This is a genomic window from Microbispora triticiradicis, from assembly GCF_005864065.1.
In the GTDB taxonomy this organism is placed as follows: Bacteria; Actinomycetota; Actinomycetes; order Streptosporangiales; family Streptosporangiaceae; genus Microbispora; species Microbispora triticiradicis.
Window position 1 is genome coordinate 33,966 of the sequence record NZ_VANP01000009.1, and the last position, 15,963, is coordinate 49,928.

Consider the following 15,963-nt stretch of genomic DNA (forward strand, 5'->3'; position numbering starts at 1 on the left):
CCTCATACTCGCGCCTTGACTGTCAGAACGCGAGCCCCGGCCGGAAGGCCCCTGTCAAGAGGGCCGTCGGACAACTTCCTTCTCAAGGTAGGGGCGATGTCGAATCCGTCCTGTGACCGTGACGTGGCAGGATTCATCCATCCCTGTACGCGAAGGGGCGACGGGGAACCGGGGGATTGATCATGCGATGAGGAGTGGGTGTGGCAGGGAATCTGACACGTGACGAGGCTCGGGAGCGTGCTCGGCTGCTCACGGTCCAGTCCTACCAGGTCGAACTCGACCTGACGGAGGGCGAGGAGCGGTACGAGAGCATCACGACGGTCCATTTCACCTCCGACCGGCCGGGGGCGGGCACGTTCATCGACCTGCACGGGGCCCATGTGCGGAAGGTGGTGCTGAACGGCCGGGATCTCGACGTTCGGACCTACGACGCGGACAAGGGCCGATTCCCGCTGCCGGACCTGGCCGAACGCAACGAACTGCGCATCGACGCCGACTGCTCGTACATGCGGACGGGCGAGGGGCTGCACCGCTTCGTCGACCCGGTCGACCAGCAGATCTACCTGCACAGCCAGTTCGAGACGGCGGACGCGCACCGCATGTACGCCTGCTTCGACCAGCCCGATCTCAAGGCGACCTTCGAGCTCACCGTCCTCGCGCCCGCCGAGTGGGAGGTCGTGTCGAACGGCGCCCCCGACTCCGCCGAGGACCTGGAGGAGCACCGCGGGCGGCACGGCACGCTGCAGGCCGCCAAGCGCTGGCACTTCCCGCCGACGCCTCCCATGTCGACGTACATCACGGCCCTCATCGCGGGGCCGTACGCGGTCGTGCGGGACGAGCACGACGGCATCCCGCTCGGCGTCTACGTGCGGCGCTCGCTGGCCGAGCACCTCGACCCGGAGAACATCTTCGAGGTCACCAAGCAGGGCTTCGACTTCTTCCACCGCGTTTTCGGCCTGCGCTACCCGTTCGGCAAGTACGACCAGCTCTTCGTGCCGGAGTTCAACGCGGGCGCGATGGAGAACGCCGGCGCGGTGACGTTCCTGGAGGACTACGTCTTCCGCTCGCGGGTCACCGACGCGATCATCGAGCGCCGGGCCGAGACGATCCTGCACGAGATGGCCCACATGTGGTTCGGCGACCTCGTCACCATGCGGTGGTGGGACGACCTGTGGCTGAACGAGTCGTTCGCCACCTACATGTCGGTGCTGTGCCAGGCCGAGGCCACCCGCTGGGGCCAGGGCGCGTGGACGACGTTCGCCAACGTGGAGAAGTCCTGGGCCTACCGGCAGGACCAGCTCCCCTCCACCCACCCCATCGCGGCCGACATCCCGGACATGCAGGCCGTCGAGGTCAACTTCGACGGCATCACGTACGCCAAGGGCGCCTCGGTGCTCAAGCAGCTCGTCGCCTACGTCGGGCTGGACAACTTCCTCGCCGGCGTGCGCGACTACTTCAACGAGCACGCCTGGAAGAACACCACCCTGCAGGACCTGCTGTCGGCGCTGGAGCGCACCTCGGGCCGCGACCTGTCGTCCTGGTCGAAGGAGTGGCTGGAGACCTCCGGCGTCAACACCCTGCGGCCGTCGTTCACCACCGACGACGAGGGCCGGTTCCTCGGCTTCGAGGTCCTGCAGGAGGCCACGCCGGAGCACCCGACGCTGCGCTCGCACCGCGTCGCCATCGGCCTGTACTCCCTGCGGGACGGCGTGCTCGCCAGGACCAGGCGGGTCGAGCTCGACATCGTCGGGGCGCGCACGGCCGTGCCCGAGCTGGTCGGCGAGACGCGGCCCGACCTCGTGCTGATCAACGACGACGACCTCACGTACGCGAAGATCCGGCTCGACGAGCGGTCGCTGCAGACGCTCGTGAACGGCGGGATCACCGCGTTCACCGAGTCGCTGCCGCGCGCGCTGTGCTGGTCGGCCGCCTGGGACATGACCCGGGACGCCGAGATGGCCACCCGCGACTACGTCCGGCTGGTCGTGTCCGGCATCGACTCGGTGCGCGACATCACCGTGGTGCAGACGGTGCTGCGCCAGGCCCGCCAGGCCGTGCAGCAGTACGCCGACCCGGCGTGGCGGGCGACCGGCATGGGCGAGCTCTCCGCCGCGCTGCGCCGTCTCGTCACCTCGGCGGAGCCGGGCTCGGACCACCAGCTCGCCTACGTCAACGCCCTGGCCGCCACCGCGACCTCCGAGGAGGACCTGGCGTTCCTCAAGGGCGTGCTGGACGGCACCGAGGTGCCCGAGGGCCTGGCCGTCGACGCCGACCTGCGCTGGACGCTCATCCACGGGCTGGTGTCCCGCGGGGTCCTCGGCGCCGCCGACATCGACGCCGAGCTGGTCCGCGACGCCACCGCGACCGGCGAGCGCTCGGCCGCCAACGCCCGGGCGGCGATCCCGGACGCGGAGGCCAAGGCCCGGTCCTGGGCGGCCATCGTCGGGGGCGAGCTGAGCGGCGCCCTGCTGCGCTCCACGATCCTCGGCTTCGTGGACCCGCACCACCCCGAGCTGCTGGAGCCGTACGGCGACCGGTACTTCGAGGAGGTCGGGCGGATCTGGAGCGAGTGGACCTCCGACATGGCACAGAACTTCGCGGTCGGGTGCTACCCGGCCCTGCTGATCCGCCCGGAGACCGTGGCGAGGACGCAGGACCTCATCAGCGCCCAGCAGCCGCCGCACGCGCTGCGGCGCCTGCTCCTGGAGGGCGCCGACGGCGTCAGCCGGGCGCTGCGGGCCCAGGCCCGCGACGCCTCCGCGTGACCGGGCGGCCCGCCCGCCTTCCTTCCTGATCCGGTCGCCCGGCGGGTGTGCCGGGTGAAAGCGGGGCGCAAGCCCCGTGCAAGACCACCGGGGTGACATGAGGGGGCCGGGCCGTTCACCCGGCACGGGCGCGGCGGGCCCCCTCCGCCGCGCCCCGCCGCTCCGGCCGTACGGCGTGCCCCCACCGGCACGCGTACGGCCGGCGGCGGGCGTTCACCGGGTGAGCGGCCACGGATCGTCGTCCGTGCAGGAGGCCCCCGTGATCCCCATGATCGTCACCCTCGCCGTCGTGGCCGTCCTCGTCGCCACGCTCGTCTCCCTCTACAACCGCCTCGTGCGTGGCCGGGGCGCCGTCGACAACGCCTGGGCGCAGATCGACGTGCAGCTCAAGCGCCGCCACGACCTCGTCCCCAACCTCGTGGAGACCGTCAAGGGCTACGCCGCCCACGAGCGGGCCACGCTGGAGGCCGTGGTCACGGCCCGCTCCCGGGCGATCGGCGCCCAGGGCCCCGCGGAGCAGGCGGCGGCCGAGAACATGCTGTCCGGCGCGCTGAAGAGCCTGTTCGCCGTGGCGGAGGCCCACCCCGCCCTCAAGGCGAGCGGCAACTTCGCGGAACTGCAGCAGGAGCTCGCCACCACCGAGAACCGGATCGCCTACTCGCGGCAGTACTACAACGACGCCGTGCTGACCTACAACAACGCGATCCAGACGGTCCCCGCCAACATCGTGGCGGGGATGACCGGCTTCACGCCCCGTGAGTACTTCCGGGCTCCCGGCGAGGAGCGCGGACCCGTACAGGTCGGGTTCTGACCATGGCCGCCGCCTGGACGGCCGCCGCGGCGGTGACCGGCCTCTGGCTGCTGCTCCTGCTCGCGCTCGCCGCGGCGACGAGGAACCCGGACGTCGAGGCGGGACCGGCCACCGCGAATCTCGCCCCCCAGTCCCCCGCGGTGGTCGACCTGATCACCGGCGGCTGGCGGCTGTGCGACGAGGCGGCCTCGGCGACCCTGCTGGACCTCGCCGCGAGGGGCGTCGTCGGCGTCGAGGAGATCGGGCCGGAGCTGTCGCTCGTCCGGACGCGGGGCGAACCGGGCGGCCTGCGCCCGTACGAGCGGCTCGTCTACGACCACGTCCGCGCGCTGGCCGTCGACGGGGTGGTGGCCACGGGCGCGCTGGCCGAGGGCTCGCGCGACCTCGGCCGGTGGTGGAAGAGCTTCCGCCGGAAGGTGATCGCCGAGGCCCGGGAGCAGGGCCTGTCCCGGGCGCGCTGGAGCAGGGCGCACGCGGCGCTCCTCACCGTCGCGGCGGCGCTGCCGGCGGCGGCGATCGGCGTCGCGGCGAACATCTCCGACAAGGACCACGAGGCCGGGATCGGCGCGGCGGTCGTCTCCTTCGCCGGTCTCCTGGCGCTCATGGGCCGGCTCAACGGCGAGCGCGGCACGGCCGAGGGGGCCAGGGCCGCCGCCCACTGGCTCGGCGTCCGCGCGCACCTGGGGACGACCGGGCGGTTCGCCGAGCAGCCCGCCGCCTCCGTCACGATCTGGGGCCGCCACCTCGCGTACGCCGCCGCGCTCGGGCTGGCGCCGCGGGCCGTCACGAGCCTGCCGGTCAGCACCCCCGCCGACGACAGCCGCGCGTGGTCCGACTACGGCGGCATGTGGCACGTCGTCGACGTCCGCTATCCGTCCCGCCTGCTGTGGGGCCGGCCGCCGGGCTCTGTCGTCGTGCGGGGCCTCGCGGCCGGCTGGTTCGCGGGCTTCTTCGCCTGGATGCTCCTGGTGGCCGCCTCCGCCTTCGACGTGTGGCCGCGCGGACTCGTCGTGCCCGCCGCCCTCCTCGCGGGCCTGGCGGTGGCCGGGCCGCCGATCCTGTTCGCGCTCTCCGACCTGACCGGCCCGGTCACCGTGGAGGGCCAGATCGTACGGTTGCGGCGCTTCCGGGACGGCGGCAAGGGCGGCGACAACGCCAAATGGACCTACTGGTGCGCGATCGACGAGGGACGTGCCCCCGAGGTCAGGGCCCGCGAGGTCAGGGCGATGTGCCTGGGCGGGGACATGTGGGAGCCCCTGCGCGAGGGCGACCGGGTGCGGGCCGAGGCGGGCCGCAGGACCGGCTGGATCAGGCGGATCGAGGTGATCGAGGGCTCGCGCCTCCGGAACGCCGCCTCCTACGACGACACCGGCGAGCACCTGCTGGACGCGCCGGAGAACCTGGGCGAGGTGCCGGTCCTGCCCGATCCCGCGCCCCTGCGGTCCACTGATCAGACCCGCCCATACCGCCACCGGCGTCATGAGTAGGGTCGTCGGGTGCACTCAGCCCGAGACCTGTTGATCGCCCTGGCCCGGAGGTACTCGTTCGGCGACGTCGGCGCGCTCGCGCCGGCCGTGCTCGGGGAGAACGAGCGGGCGGCCCGGGTGGCGTCGGTCTGCGAGTTCGGCCAGCGGCTGCTCACGCTCGACGCCGAGGACTTCGCGGCCGAGATCGACGCCCAGACCGTGCCCGCCGACCTGCGCCGCCGTGCCCGCGCCTGCCACATGCCGCAGACGCCGAGGGAGCAGCCGCGGGGCGCGCTCGACTCGCTGCGTCCGGCGTACGCGCTGCTCCTGGAGGTGATCGAGGCCCGCTGGCGGCGGCGCGAGCTGAGCTCGATGATCGCGGCCGTGCACATCTGCGGCGAGTATCTCCCGCTGCTGGCCTTCGAGCCCGCGCTCGGGCACGCGGGCGACCCCGCCCGCTGGCCGGAGGGCCTGCGCGCCCCCGGCAGCAGGTTCGGGGCCATGGCCGACCGCGAGTGCGACCACACCAGGGCCGAGCGGTCGGCGGCCGAGCGGACGCTGCGGGTGGCGGTGGAGCCGCCCACGGGCTGGCGGGCCTACTTCGACCGGCAGCACAGCCAGGTGGCCGGGGCGCTCGGCACCTGCGCGGGCCGGTGCCGCACCCCCTGCCGGGCCCTCGACTGGGTGCCGGACCCCGGCGACCTGGCGGCGCGCTGCCGCGTCGCGCTGGCCTTCGCCGACACCCCGCTCGTACGGCTTCGCCACGCCGCCCCGGTCGGCCACGGGTTCGGCGTGCCGTCGCCGGAGGAGACGCTGGAGGCGTGGGACCGCAGCCGGGCCGCGCTGGCCAAGCACGACGCGGCGCACGCGGTCACCGCGGACGACGGCTTCCCGCTGCCGGGGCTGCCCGCCCTGATCTCCGCCGTGGCGGCGGTGCCGGTGCGCCCCGCCACGCTGCTCGCCGACGTCTCCGCGCACGTGGTGGAGCTGCTGCGTTAGGCGTCACCACATGGCCGGCCTGCGGTCGCCCCAGAAACCGCCGACGGACGCCTCCACCTGCGACGACAGCGAGATGAGGGTGCCCTCGTCGCCGTACCTGCCGGCCAGCATGACGCCGATGGGCAGGCCGTCGGGCGTCCAGTGGAGCGGCAGGTTGACCGCGGGCTGGCCGCTCACGTTGTAGATGGCGGCGAACGGCGCGAACCGCTTCATCCGCTCGAACGTCTCCTCCGGGGAGTCGACGTCCTCGAACCAGCCCACCGGCGCGGGCGGCTGGGTCACGGTCGGCGACAGCACCGCGTCGTAGGTGTCGGTGACGAGCATCGCGAAGCGGGTGGCGAGCTGGAGCGCCGACTGCGCGTGCAGGAACTCGGGCGCCGAGAGCGCGTGGCCCCGCTCGCGCAGCCAGGCGGTGAGCGGGCGCAGCTTCGGTTCGAGCTCCTTCGAGACGGGGTGGATGCACGAGAAGCTGAACCACAGCTTGACGAACTCGGGCACGATGTCCGGGCCGAACGGCGGCGCGATCTCCTCCACCTCGTGGCCGAGCGCCTCCAGCGCCGCCGAGGCGCTCTCGTACGCGGCGAGCACGTCGGGGTGGACCTCCGCGCCGGGCACGGCGGGCTCGGCGAACCTGGCGATCCGCAGCCGGCCCGGGTCGCGCCCCACGTAGGCCGAGAACGACCCGAGCGCGGGCGGCGGCGCGTGGTAGAGGTCGCCGGGGTTGTGGTGGGCCATCGCGTCGAGCAGCGCCGCGGCGTCGGCGACGTTCCGGGCCAGCGGCCCGTTGGTGGACAGCCCCGCCAGGTCAGGGACGATCGGGGCGAAGGAGATCCGGCCCCGGCTGGGCTTGATGCCGTACAGGCCGCAGACGGAGGCGGGGATGCGGATCGACCCCGCGCCGTCGCTGCCGTGGGCGACGGGCGCGAGACCGGCCGCTACGGCGGCCGCGGCGCCTCCGCTCGACCCGCCCGCGGAGCGCCCGGTGTCCCACGGGGTGCGGGCGGGCTCGCTCACGTAGGTCTCGGTGTAGCAGGGCAGGCCGAACTCCGGGGTGCTGGTCTTGCCCAGCATGACCGTCCCGGCCTCCCGCAGCCGCTCGACCACGCTGTCGTCCACCGGAGAGACGAACCCCTCGTAGGTGGCCGATCCGAAGTAGAGCGGCACGTCCTTGACGAAGTTGAGGTCCTTGATCGGAACGGGCACGCCCAGCAGCGGCGGGTGGTCGCCGGCGTCCCCCGCGGCGATCCTGGCCTCCTGGTCGCGGGCCTGGTCGAGGGCCCGCTGGGCGGTCACCGTGACGAACGCCCCCACCCCGGGGTCGAGCCGTTCGATCCGCTCCAGGTAGTGCTCGACGATCTCGACGGGGGAGAGTTCACCCGTTCGTACGGCTGCCGCCTGCTCAAGGGCGGTAAGGTCGTGAATGTGCGCCACGCTTCCGAACCGTAGGCCGCCCGGCCGGGGATATCTAGAGAAGATACCCGGCCTTCTGAGCTTCAAATCAGCTCATGCACGCAACAAAAGTATGAACCATTCAACACTAGGCAAGCTGTAGACGACTCAACTACCGTGAGTGATGTGGATACCGGTCTAAGGCCAGAAGACGGTCACGATACGTCACCCATCTGGGTCGGTGACCAATCGTCGGAGCAGGCGGAACGCCCTTCGGCGCCGCCCGAGGCGGCCGCGCCCCCCGAGTACGCTCCGGTGGAGCGGGCGTCGCTCCGCGGCCTGCTGCAGGACCCGAGATACCGGCACCTGCGCCGGCGCGCCCTGATCGCGGCCGCCGCGGGGGTGGTGTTCGGCGTTCTGCTGGGCGGCTGGCGGATCGGGCTCACCGCGGCCATCCTCGCGTGGGCGGCCGACGCCGTCTACCGCGCGCGCACCATGTCCACGGTTCCCGCCTGGCGGCGGGCCTCGGCGGCGGAGCGCCGCACCGAGGCCCAGCTCAAGAAGCTGGAGCGGAACGGCTACCTGACGCTGCACGCCCGGGCCATCCCCGGCAGCGAGGCGCAGATCGACCATCTCGTCGTCGGGCCCACCGGCGTGTACGCGGTGGACTCGGAGAAGTGGGACAAGCGGCTGCCCGTACGGGTCCAGACGCACCGCAAGCTCTTCCACGGGCCCTTCAACCGCAAGCCCCGCCTCGACGAGGCCCGGTGGGAGGCGGCCCAGGCCAGCGACCTGATCAGCAAGGCGCTCGGCCGGGAGATCACCGTGGTGCCGTCCCTGGCCATCTACGGGCCGGCGATCCCCTGGCGGATCCTCAACATCCGGGACGTCGACGTCTTCTCCGGCGGGCTGGTCCGCAAGTGGATCACCAAGCGGGAGAGGTCGCTCACCACCGCCGAGATCGACGCGATCTACCGCGCCGCCGAGCGCGTGCTGCCCGCGCGTTACCCGGAGTAGGACGGCGCGCCGTCCCGGGAGGTGGACACCGGGTCTCGGCAGCCGGGCACTGGCCGTACCATTTGAAGACTCAGACGTCTCCGGATGGGGGTCCCTCGATGCCCGCTCTCAGGTCCCGCACTGTCACCCACGGCAGGAACATGGCCGGCGCCCGCGCGCTGCTCAGGGCCACGGGCGTAGCGGGCAGCGACCTCGGCAAGCCGATCGTCGCCGTCGCCAACAGCTTCACCCAGTTCGTGCCCGGCCACGTGCACCTGCGCGAGGTCGCCGAGGTGGTGGCGGGCGCGGTCCGCGAGGCGGGCGCGATCCCGCGCGAGTTCAACACGATCGCCGTGGACGACGGCATCGCGATGGGCCACGGCGGCATGCTCTACTCGCTGCCGTCCCGCGAGCTCATCGCCGACGCGGTGGAGTACATGGTCAACGCCCACTGCGCCGACGCGCTGGTCTGCGTCTCCAACTGCGACAAGATCACTCCCGGGATGCTGCTCGCCGCCTTCCGGCTCAACATCCCCACGATCTTCGTGTCCGGCGGCCCGATGGAGGCCGGCAAGGTCCCGGGCCGCAAGCTCGACCTGATCGACCCGATGATCGCCTCCGCCGACACGAGCGTGTCGGACGCCGACCTGCTGGAGATGGAGGAGAACGCCTGCCCGACCTGCGGGTCCTGCAGCGGCATGTTCACCGCCAACTCGATGAACTGCCTCGCCGAGGCGATCGGCCTGGCCCTGCCCGGCAACGGCACCACGCTGGCGACCCACACGGCCCGCAAGACCCTGTTCGAGAACGCCGGCCGGGGGATCGTCGACCTCGCCCGGCGCTACTACGAGGAGGACGACGAGTCGGTCCTCCCGCGCAGCATCGCCACCCGCGAGGCGTTCGAGAACGCGATGGCGCTCGACGTCGCCATGGGCGGATCGACCAACACGATCCTCCACATCCTGGCCGCCGCGCGTGAAGCGGGCGTCGACTTCGGGCTCAAGGAGATCAACGAGCTGTCGCTGCGGGTGCCGTGCCTGTGCAAGGTCGCCCCTGCGACGGCCAAGTATCACGTCGAGGACGTGCACCGGGCGGGCGGCATTCCCGGCATCCTCGGCGAACTGGACCGGGCCGGCCTGATCCACCGCGACCTGCCGACCGTGTCCTCCTCCTCCATGGCCGAGTACATCGCCAAGTGGGACCCGAAGTCTCCGGAGGTCACCGAGGAGGCCCTGGAGCTGTGGCACGCGGCGCCCGGCAACGTGCGGACGGTCAAGGCCTACTCCCAGAGCGCCCGCTGGGACTCCCTCGACCTCGACCGCGCCGAGGGCTGCATCCGCGACCTCGACCACGCCTACACCCGGGACGGCGGGCTCGCCGTGCTGTACGGGAACCTCGCCCAGGACGGCTGCGTCGTCAAGACGGCCGGAGTCGACGAGTCGATCTGGCGCTTCTCCGGCCCCGCCGTCGTGTTCGAGTCGCAGGAGGACGCCGTCGAGGGCATCCTCGGCAACCGGGTGAAGCCCGGTGACGTGGTCGTCATCCGCTACGAGGGCCCCAAGGGCGGCCCCGGGATGCAGGAGATGCTCTACCCGACGAGCTTCCTGAAGGGCCGCGGCCTGGGCAAGGCGTGTGCCCTGGTCACCGACGGCCGCTTCTCCGGCGGCACGTCCGGCCTGTCCATCGGCCACGCCTCCCCCGAGGCGGCCGAGGGCGGCACGATGGCCCTGGTCGAGGACGGCGACCTCATCGAGATCGACATCCCGGGCCGCTCGATCGAGCTCAAGGTGGCTGAGGACGTGCTGGCCGCCCGCCGCGAGCGGCTGCTGGCCGACCTCGGCGGCTACCGGCCGCGCGACCGGCAGCGGACGGTCTCGGCCGCGCTGCAGGCGTACGCGGCGCTCACCACCTCCGCCTCGACCGGCGCGTCCCGCGACCTGACCCAGTTGTCGCGCTGACCGCGACACCGTTCACCGGGCCCGGCGCCGGTCGTCAGCCGGGCGGCGCGGCTCCGAATCGGTCCAGCGCCGCCCGGATCTCCCGGCGCATCGCGTCGCTGCCGGTGTGGCCCGAGTCGTCCACCACGACGAGACGCGCGTCCGGCCAGGCCCGGGCGAGTTGCCAGGCGGTCTCCAGCGGACCGCCGAGGTCGAGGCGGCCGTGGACGAGCACTCCGGGGATGCCCGCCAGCCGGTGCGCGTCGCGGAGCAGGACACCCTCCTCCAGCCAGGCGGCGTTGGAGAAGTAGTGTGCGCAGATCCTGGCGAAGGCCTGCAGAGCGGGGGAAGGCCGGTCGCTGTAGGCGTTCGGCGCGCCGTTGACCTCGTGCGCGATCACCGCGTCCTCCCACGCCGTCCAGGCGTGCGCCGCCCTGGCCCGTACGTCCGGGTCGGGATCGGACAACAGCCGCGCGTAGGCGGCGAGCAGGTCGCCGTCGCGCCGGTCCTCGGGGACGCCGGCCCGGAAGCGCTGCCACTGCTCGGGGAGGAAGCGGCGGACGCCCCGGTACAACCAGTCGATCTCGGAGCGGCGGGTCATGGTGACACCGGCGAGGACGATCTCCGACACCCGCTCCGGATGGGCCTCGGCGTAGGCGAGGATGAGCGTGGAACCCCAGGACCCGCCGTAGAGCAGCCACCGGTCGACGCCGAGGTGCTCGCGCAGTCGCTCCATGTCGGCGACGAGGTGGTGGGTGGTGTTCGTCGTGAGGTCGGTCGCCGGGTCGCTCGCGTGGGGCAGGCTCCGGCCGCAGTTGCGCTGGTCGAAGAGAACGATCCGGTAGCGTCCGGGGTCGAAGGCCCGCCGCTGGCGGGGCGTGCAGCCCGAGCCGGGACCGCCGTGGACGACGAGCGCGGGCTTGCCCTCGGGGTTCCCGCAGACCTCCCAGTAGACGAGGTGACCGTCGCCGGTGTCCAGGTGCCCGTGGTCGTAGGGCTCGATCGGAGGATGCACGACGGAGAAACTACAGCCGGCGGCCCGGACCGGAAAGCGGTTAAGGCGGTCGCGGCGGCATGCGGCAGGGTCAGGAGAAGGTGGCCGCGAGGTCAGGTGAACCTGTCCGCTGTTCCGAGCATCCGTTCGGGAAAATGTCGGTGCTGATGATTATTGTCGAAGTATGGCCAACGTCATTCGGCACACGCTGACCGCCGAGGAACTCGCCGCCCTCGCCCTTTCCCTCGCTCACCTCGGAGCCGGCCCCCAGTCGGTCACCGCCCGGCGCGGCCTGCGCCACGCGTTCCAGCACCTCGAACTGGACGACGACGTCATCGCCACGACCCTCACCACACTGACGACCCCGCTCCCCACCGACGTCGCCCGCCGGATGCGGGCGGTGGCCAACGCGATCACCGCACGCCTGGTGATCCGCATCCAGTACCACGACGCCGGGGGCCGGCTGTCGGTCCGCGACGTCGAGCCGGTGACCTGCATGGTCCACGGCGAGTTCTGGTACCTGGTCGGCTGGTGCCGCCTCAGGCGGTCGATCAGGGCGTTCCGCTTCGACCGGATCCTGGCGGTCGAGCCCACCGACCTGCCGGCCCGCGCGCACCTGCCGCAGCGTTACCTGCCGTTCCAACGCCGGCCGCGGGTGAGGCGCCCGACGGCCGCCTGACCCGCTCCTTCCCCCGATGCGGTAGCGGGCCGATGCCGTAGCGGGCCGATGCCGTAGCGGACGGGTCCGCAGGCGTGGGCGGCACGCCTGCGGACCCGTCCGGCTACTCGCTTCCGAACCGTGTCCCGTTCCGTGTCTCCGGCCTGCGGCGAGCCGCTACGGCGGGAGACCGCGGCCTAGTGCCGCTGGTCCAGCTTCCGGGCCTCGGTGAGGAGGTCGACGAGCGCCTGGGTCACCCGCAGCACGCCGTCCCGCGCCGCGGCGTCCTCGATCTGCTTGCCCGCCCGATCGGCGAGCTGTCGCAGGTGGGCGATCGCGGGGGGCTCGTCGCCCGCGAGGCCGGCCCGCTCGGCGTGCCGGAGACGGTCCTCCAGGCTCGCCCCGACCGCCTCGGTGATGGCGCCGGAGGCGACGTACTCGCCGACGAGGTCGCGGATCTCGGAGTACCAGGCGGGATCGCGGGTGAACGACCGCGAGATGTAGCCGGCTGCGACATCGGCGAGCGTGGTCGCCACCACCTTGTCGGCGTACGACCGCGTGGCCGGGTAGAGCTGCGCGAGTTGCGCGCCGGTCAGCGGCAGGGAGCTGCCGTCGAGGAAGCAGAAGCCCGGGCCGGTGTTGGTGCCGGTGTTGATCCGCAGCGGCGCCTCCTGCTGCGCGAGGCGGATGCCGCCGAGCGCGAGGCCGAGGGAGTCCCGTGCGATCGCCGGCGGAGCCGTTTCCGTCATCTGGATCTTGGGTGCCGCCGGAGGCTGCACGCCGTAGGCGATCCAGGCGAGGGTGTGGTCGTACACGGCGTTCTGCACCATGTGCTGGGGGATGCGGGACAGCGAGGGCAGTGCGCACGTCTGCGGCTCGCCCGGGTAACCACCGGGATAGCTGCCGATGTCCCGCTTGCGCAGCGGACCATAGTCCCGGATGAGCTTCCAGTCGCCGTGCGACGCCCCGGCCACCTCCCAGCTGCGCAGGATCGCCGAGTCGGCCTGGGCGCGGGCGGCCGCCGGCAGGATGCCGCCGCTCACGTCGCCCTCGGAGTTGACGCGGAACACCGGCGTCGGCAGGTCGGTGCGCAGCACGCCCCCGCCTCCGTGCAGCACGACCGCGTCGAGGACGTTCGCGAGCGGCTGGACGGCGTTGTAGTAGTTCGCCAGACGGCCGGCCGACTGCGAGTGGCCGGTCGCGATCACGTATCGCGGCCGGGGAAGCTCGCCGAGCGGGCCCTTCTTGCCCGTGGGGCTGCGGACCGCCTTCACGGCCTGGCTGAAGATGTCGTAGGACAGGCTGTCGTCGCCGACCGTCCCGCCCGCGGTCACGTCCAGCGTTCCGTAACGGGCCGGGCTCCACGCCTTGAGCCCGGTCGCGGAGTGCACTCCGGCGCGCTGCGCGGAGACGCCGACCCAGGCGTACCCCTCCCGGATCAGGTGCTCGTGGGACTGGAACCAGTCGACCTCCTGGTCCCACTGGTTGCTGACGTTGTACCACTCGGCGATCACGACGCCGTTGAACGCGCGGGCGTCGGCCGGGCGGCGCACGACGATGCGGGTGCGGTACGGGTTGCCGGTGCTGACCACGGTCGCGGTGCCGGTGCCGCGTGTCGCGTAGCTCGTCGCCGTGCCCGAGACGAAGAACTCCTGCTCGACGTAGCCCGCCGACCTGAGGTCGACGTCGGTGGCGAGGAACGGATACCCGTGCTGGGGGCTCCCGACCGGGGAGGTGTTCGCGATCGGTCCCGTGAGCACCGGGTTCGCGACGCTCTCGCCGGTCGCCGTGGACGGGCGGGGAGCGGCGGGGCCGCCCGCGGATGGTCCGCCAGGTGGTCCGCCGGGCGTCCCGCCGGGGCCTGTCGCGCTCGCCGGAGCGCAGAGGGGGATGGTCAGGGCGCCGGCCAAGCCCAGCGCGATCAGGCTTCTGCGGACGTTCCGAAGAGGAGGAAGGAGGGCATGCAAGAACGTCACCTCGCTGAGAGAGAGGCTGCGCGGGCGGAGCGCCCGCGCCGGGGGTGTCTCTGAGGCAGAGACTAACTTCCAGGAAAGTCGAAAGATAGTCTTGATTAACACGAACTTTATGTTTGAGAGTCAAAAGTTCGTCTCAGCATGGACAAAGCGGAGTTCGACGGCAGAGCCCGCTCACCGCTCAGCCGTGGAACGCGGACGGCCCGCGGGCGTGTCTTCCACACGCCCGCGGGCCGTCCGTACCGCCGGGACCCGATCCGAAGCGGGTCCGGCTCGGGGGTCATCCCCCGCAGCACCCTCCACCGCAGCAGCCGCCGCCCGCGGGGCGCGCGGCGGGAGCCCCGGACGCCTTGCCGGTGACGGCGATGGTGGACAGCAGCTTCACGGTGTCGTCGTGGCCGGAGGGGCAGACCGCCGGGTCGCCGGCCTCGGCCATGGGGCGGTTGAGCTCGAACGTCGATCCGCACGCGCGGCAACGGTAGTCATAGCGAGGCATGCGTCCAGAGTACGGCCGATCCGAGGAGGCAGCGCCTCACTCGAAGTGGACGGTGACGTAGTCCGCGACGGGCCGGTAGCCGAGCCGCTGGTAGATGGAGTTCGACGTCGGGTTGCCCAGGTCGGTGAACAGCAGCACCTCGGTGGCCCCCTCGTCGAGGGCCTTCCTGGTGGCCGCGTGGGTGACGGCGCTGCCGTACCCGCGGCCGCGCAGGCCGGGCGGGGTGTAGACGGGCCCGATCCGGGACATGCCGGCGATCGGGGCGGAGACCCCGGCGATCGACACCGGCCTGTCGTCGTCCTCCCACCACAGCAGTTCGTCCCGGTTGAGGCGGACGGCGACGACCGGCGTGGGATCGGCGCCGCGATCGACGTGCGCCTCCTCCTGGAACTCCCGGAAGAACCGTACGGCGAGGGGCAGGTCGTCCTGCCCGGCGATCCTGGCCTTTCCCCTCGCGGAAGGGGGGCGCAGGGCGCCGAGCCGGTAGAGGCGCTGGGACGTGCGGCCCGTCGCCGGGCGCCACCACGCCCCGGCGAAGGTCTCCGCGGCGACGACCGGACCCGTCACGCCCGCGATCTCCCGGTCCCGCTCGATGAGCGCGGCCGCCAGCGCGGGGAGCGCGCCGGGCGGCACGTCCCCGAGCAGCAGCGGCCGAGGCGGCGTGTGACAGAAGGCGCCGGCGACCGCGCCCTCCTCGTCGGTCAGCCAGCCCATGAGGAGGTCCTCGGCGAACTGGCCGGTGCGGATCCCGCGCAGCACGGTCAGCACGACCGTGTTGCGGACGGGATCGCGCAACAGCCAGGGCTCGGCCGCCGCGGCGTACTCCTCCACCCCGGAGGTGATCGTCCACGTCATGACGCGGTTACGCCGCCGTCTCCACCAGGTAGGGCGCCCACTGCGGGTCTCCGTCGAGTTGCGCGCCGATGAGCCGCCAGTGCGCGCCGTGCGGCACCGCCGGGGCCACGCGCAGCGCCCACCCCAGCTCCTCCAGCAGCCGGTCGGCCTTGCGGTGGTTGCACGGCATGCACGAGGCGACGCAGTTCTCCCAGGTGTGGGGGCCTCCCTTGGAGCGCGGGATCACGTGGTCGATCGTCTCGGCCCGCTGGCCGCAGTAGGCGCAGCGGAAGTTGTCCCGTCGCATCAGCGCGGCCCGGGTGAGCGGGATACGCGTCCGGTACGGGATGCGGACATAGCGCCGCAGCCGGATCACCGAGGGGACGTCGAGCGTCCGGGTGGCCGAGCGGAGCACCGCTCCCCGGCCGTCCCGGTGGATGACGTCCGCCTTCTCTCTCAGCACCAGGATGACCGCCCGGTGCAGGGAGAGTGTGGTCAGCGGCTCGTACGTGGCGTTCAAAAGCAGGACTTGGCGCATCAGCCGACCTCCGCAGCAGCCTCGGCTGTGCGCCTGGGTTGTGGCCCCGCTGGTTGGGACCCGGATGCTTCCGTCACAGGGACCTCCGCCGGACGGCCCAGCGGATC

13 protein-coding genes are annotated in these 15,963 nt (G+C 72.5%); 7 read left to right on the forward strand and 6 right to left on the reverse strand.

Annotated elements, in window-relative coordinates; all coding sequences use genetic code 11:
• Window positions 1–200: 200 nt before the first annotated feature.
• From pepN to FED44_RS22805, 4 genes are all read left to right on the forward strand, one after another.
• Window positions 201–2,765 carry an aminopeptidase N gene (gene pepN / locus FED44_RS22790; RefSeq protein ID WP_138461980.1) on the forward strand — a complete coding sequence of 855 codons (2,565 nt, stop codon included), beginning with the start codon at window positions 201–203 and terminating at the stop codon, window positions 2,763–2,765.
• Between the two features lie 268 nt (window positions 2,766–3,033).
• Window positions 3,034–3,576: a LemA family protein gene (locus tag FED44_RS22795; protein ID WP_138462136.1), complete on the forward strand. Its 543-nt coding sequence runs from the start codon at window positions 3,034–3,036 to the stop codon at window positions 3,574–3,576.
• A 2-nt stretch (window positions 3,577–3,578) separates the two neighbouring features.
• The gene (locus FED44_RS22800) at window positions 3,579–5,063 is read left to right on the forward strand and encodes a DUF2207 family protein (RefSeq protein ID WP_138461981.1); all 1,485 of its coding nucleotides are present in this window, start codon (window positions 3,579–3,581) and stop codon (window positions 5,061–5,063) included.
• A 9-nt stretch (window positions 5,064–5,072) separates the two neighbouring features.
• Window positions 5,073–6,041 (forward strand): hypothetical protein, encoded by a 969-nt coding sequence (locus FED44_RS22805; RefSeq protein WP_138461982.1) that lies wholly within the window; start codon window positions 5,073–5,075, stop codon window positions 6,039–6,041.
• 3 nt (window positions 6,042–6,044) lie between these two features.
• Here FED44_RS22805 and FED44_RS22810 read toward each other — a convergent pair whose 3' ends face one another.
• On the reverse strand, window positions 6,045–7,472 hold the full coding sequence (locus FED44_RS22810; RefSeq protein ID WP_117409534.1) for an amidase: 1,428 nt from the start codon (window positions 7,470–7,472) through the stop codon (window positions 6,045–6,047).
• 273 nt (window positions 7,473–7,745) lie between these two features.
• Between FED44_RS22810 and FED44_RS22815 the strand changes: the two genes are divergently transcribed.
• Entirely contained in the window at window positions 7,746–8,447 is a 702-nt protein-coding gene (locus tag FED44_RS22815) for a nuclease-related domain-containing protein (RefSeq protein ID WP_244302161.1), read from the forward strand.
• A gap of 98 nt (window positions 8,448–8,545) precedes the next feature.
• The gene (gene ilvD / locus FED44_RS22820) at window positions 8,546–10,384 is read left to right on the forward strand and encodes a dihydroxy-acid dehydratase (protein WP_138461983.1); all 1,839 of its coding nucleotides are present in this window, start codon (window positions 8,546–8,548) and stop codon (window positions 10,382–10,384) included.
• A gap of 34 nt (window positions 10,385–10,418) precedes the next feature.
• Here the strand turns inward: ilvD and pip are convergent, their stop codons facing one another.
• The gene (pip, locus tag FED44_RS22825; RefSeq protein WP_117409531.1) at window positions 10,419–11,378 is read right to left on the reverse strand and encodes a prolyl aminopeptidase; all 960 of its coding nucleotides are present in this window, start codon (window positions 11,376–11,378) and stop codon (window positions 10,419–10,421) included.
• Between the two features lie 163 nt (window positions 11,379–11,541).
• Here pip and FED44_RS22830 point away from each other — a divergent pair, with 163 nt between their 5' ends.
• Entirely contained in the window at window positions 11,542–12,036 is a 495-nt protein-coding gene (locus FED44_RS22830; protein WP_117409530.1) for a helix-turn-helix transcriptional regulator, read from the forward strand.
• A gap of 176 nt (window positions 12,037–12,212) precedes the next feature.
• On the opposite strand, the gene FED44_RS22835 is transcribed toward FED44_RS22830, so the two are convergent.
• The 4 genes from FED44_RS22835 to FED44_RS22850 all read right to left on the reverse strand — a co-directional run bounded on the left by FED44_RS22835 (window position 12,213) and on the right by FED44_RS22850 (window position 15,856).
• A complete protein-coding gene (locus tag FED44_RS22835) occupies window positions 12,213–13,775 on the reverse strand; it encodes an alpha/beta hydrolase domain-containing protein (RefSeq protein WP_117409529.1) in 1,563 nt (520 codons plus the stop codon).
• Window positions 13,776–14,268: 493 nt separating this feature from the next.
• Window positions 14,269–14,484, reverse strand: a complete 216-nt coding sequence (locus FED44_RS22840; protein WP_111700843.1) for an FmdB family zinc ribbon protein — start codon at window positions 14,482–14,484, stop codon at window positions 14,269–14,271.
• 36 nt (window positions 14,485–14,520) lie between these two features.
• Window positions 14,521–15,339 (reverse strand): GNAT family N-acetyltransferase, encoded by an 819-nt coding sequence (locus FED44_RS22845; RefSeq protein ID WP_138461984.1) that lies wholly within the window; start codon window positions 15,337–15,339, stop codon window positions 14,521–14,523.
• Window positions 15,340–15,346: 7 nt separating this feature from the next.
• Complete coding sequence (locus FED44_RS22850) at window positions 15,347–15,856, reverse strand: HNH endonuclease (protein WP_111700845.1); 510 nt, start codon at window positions 15,854–15,856, stop codon at window positions 15,347–15,349.
• Window positions 15,857–15,963 lie beyond the last annotated feature (107 nt).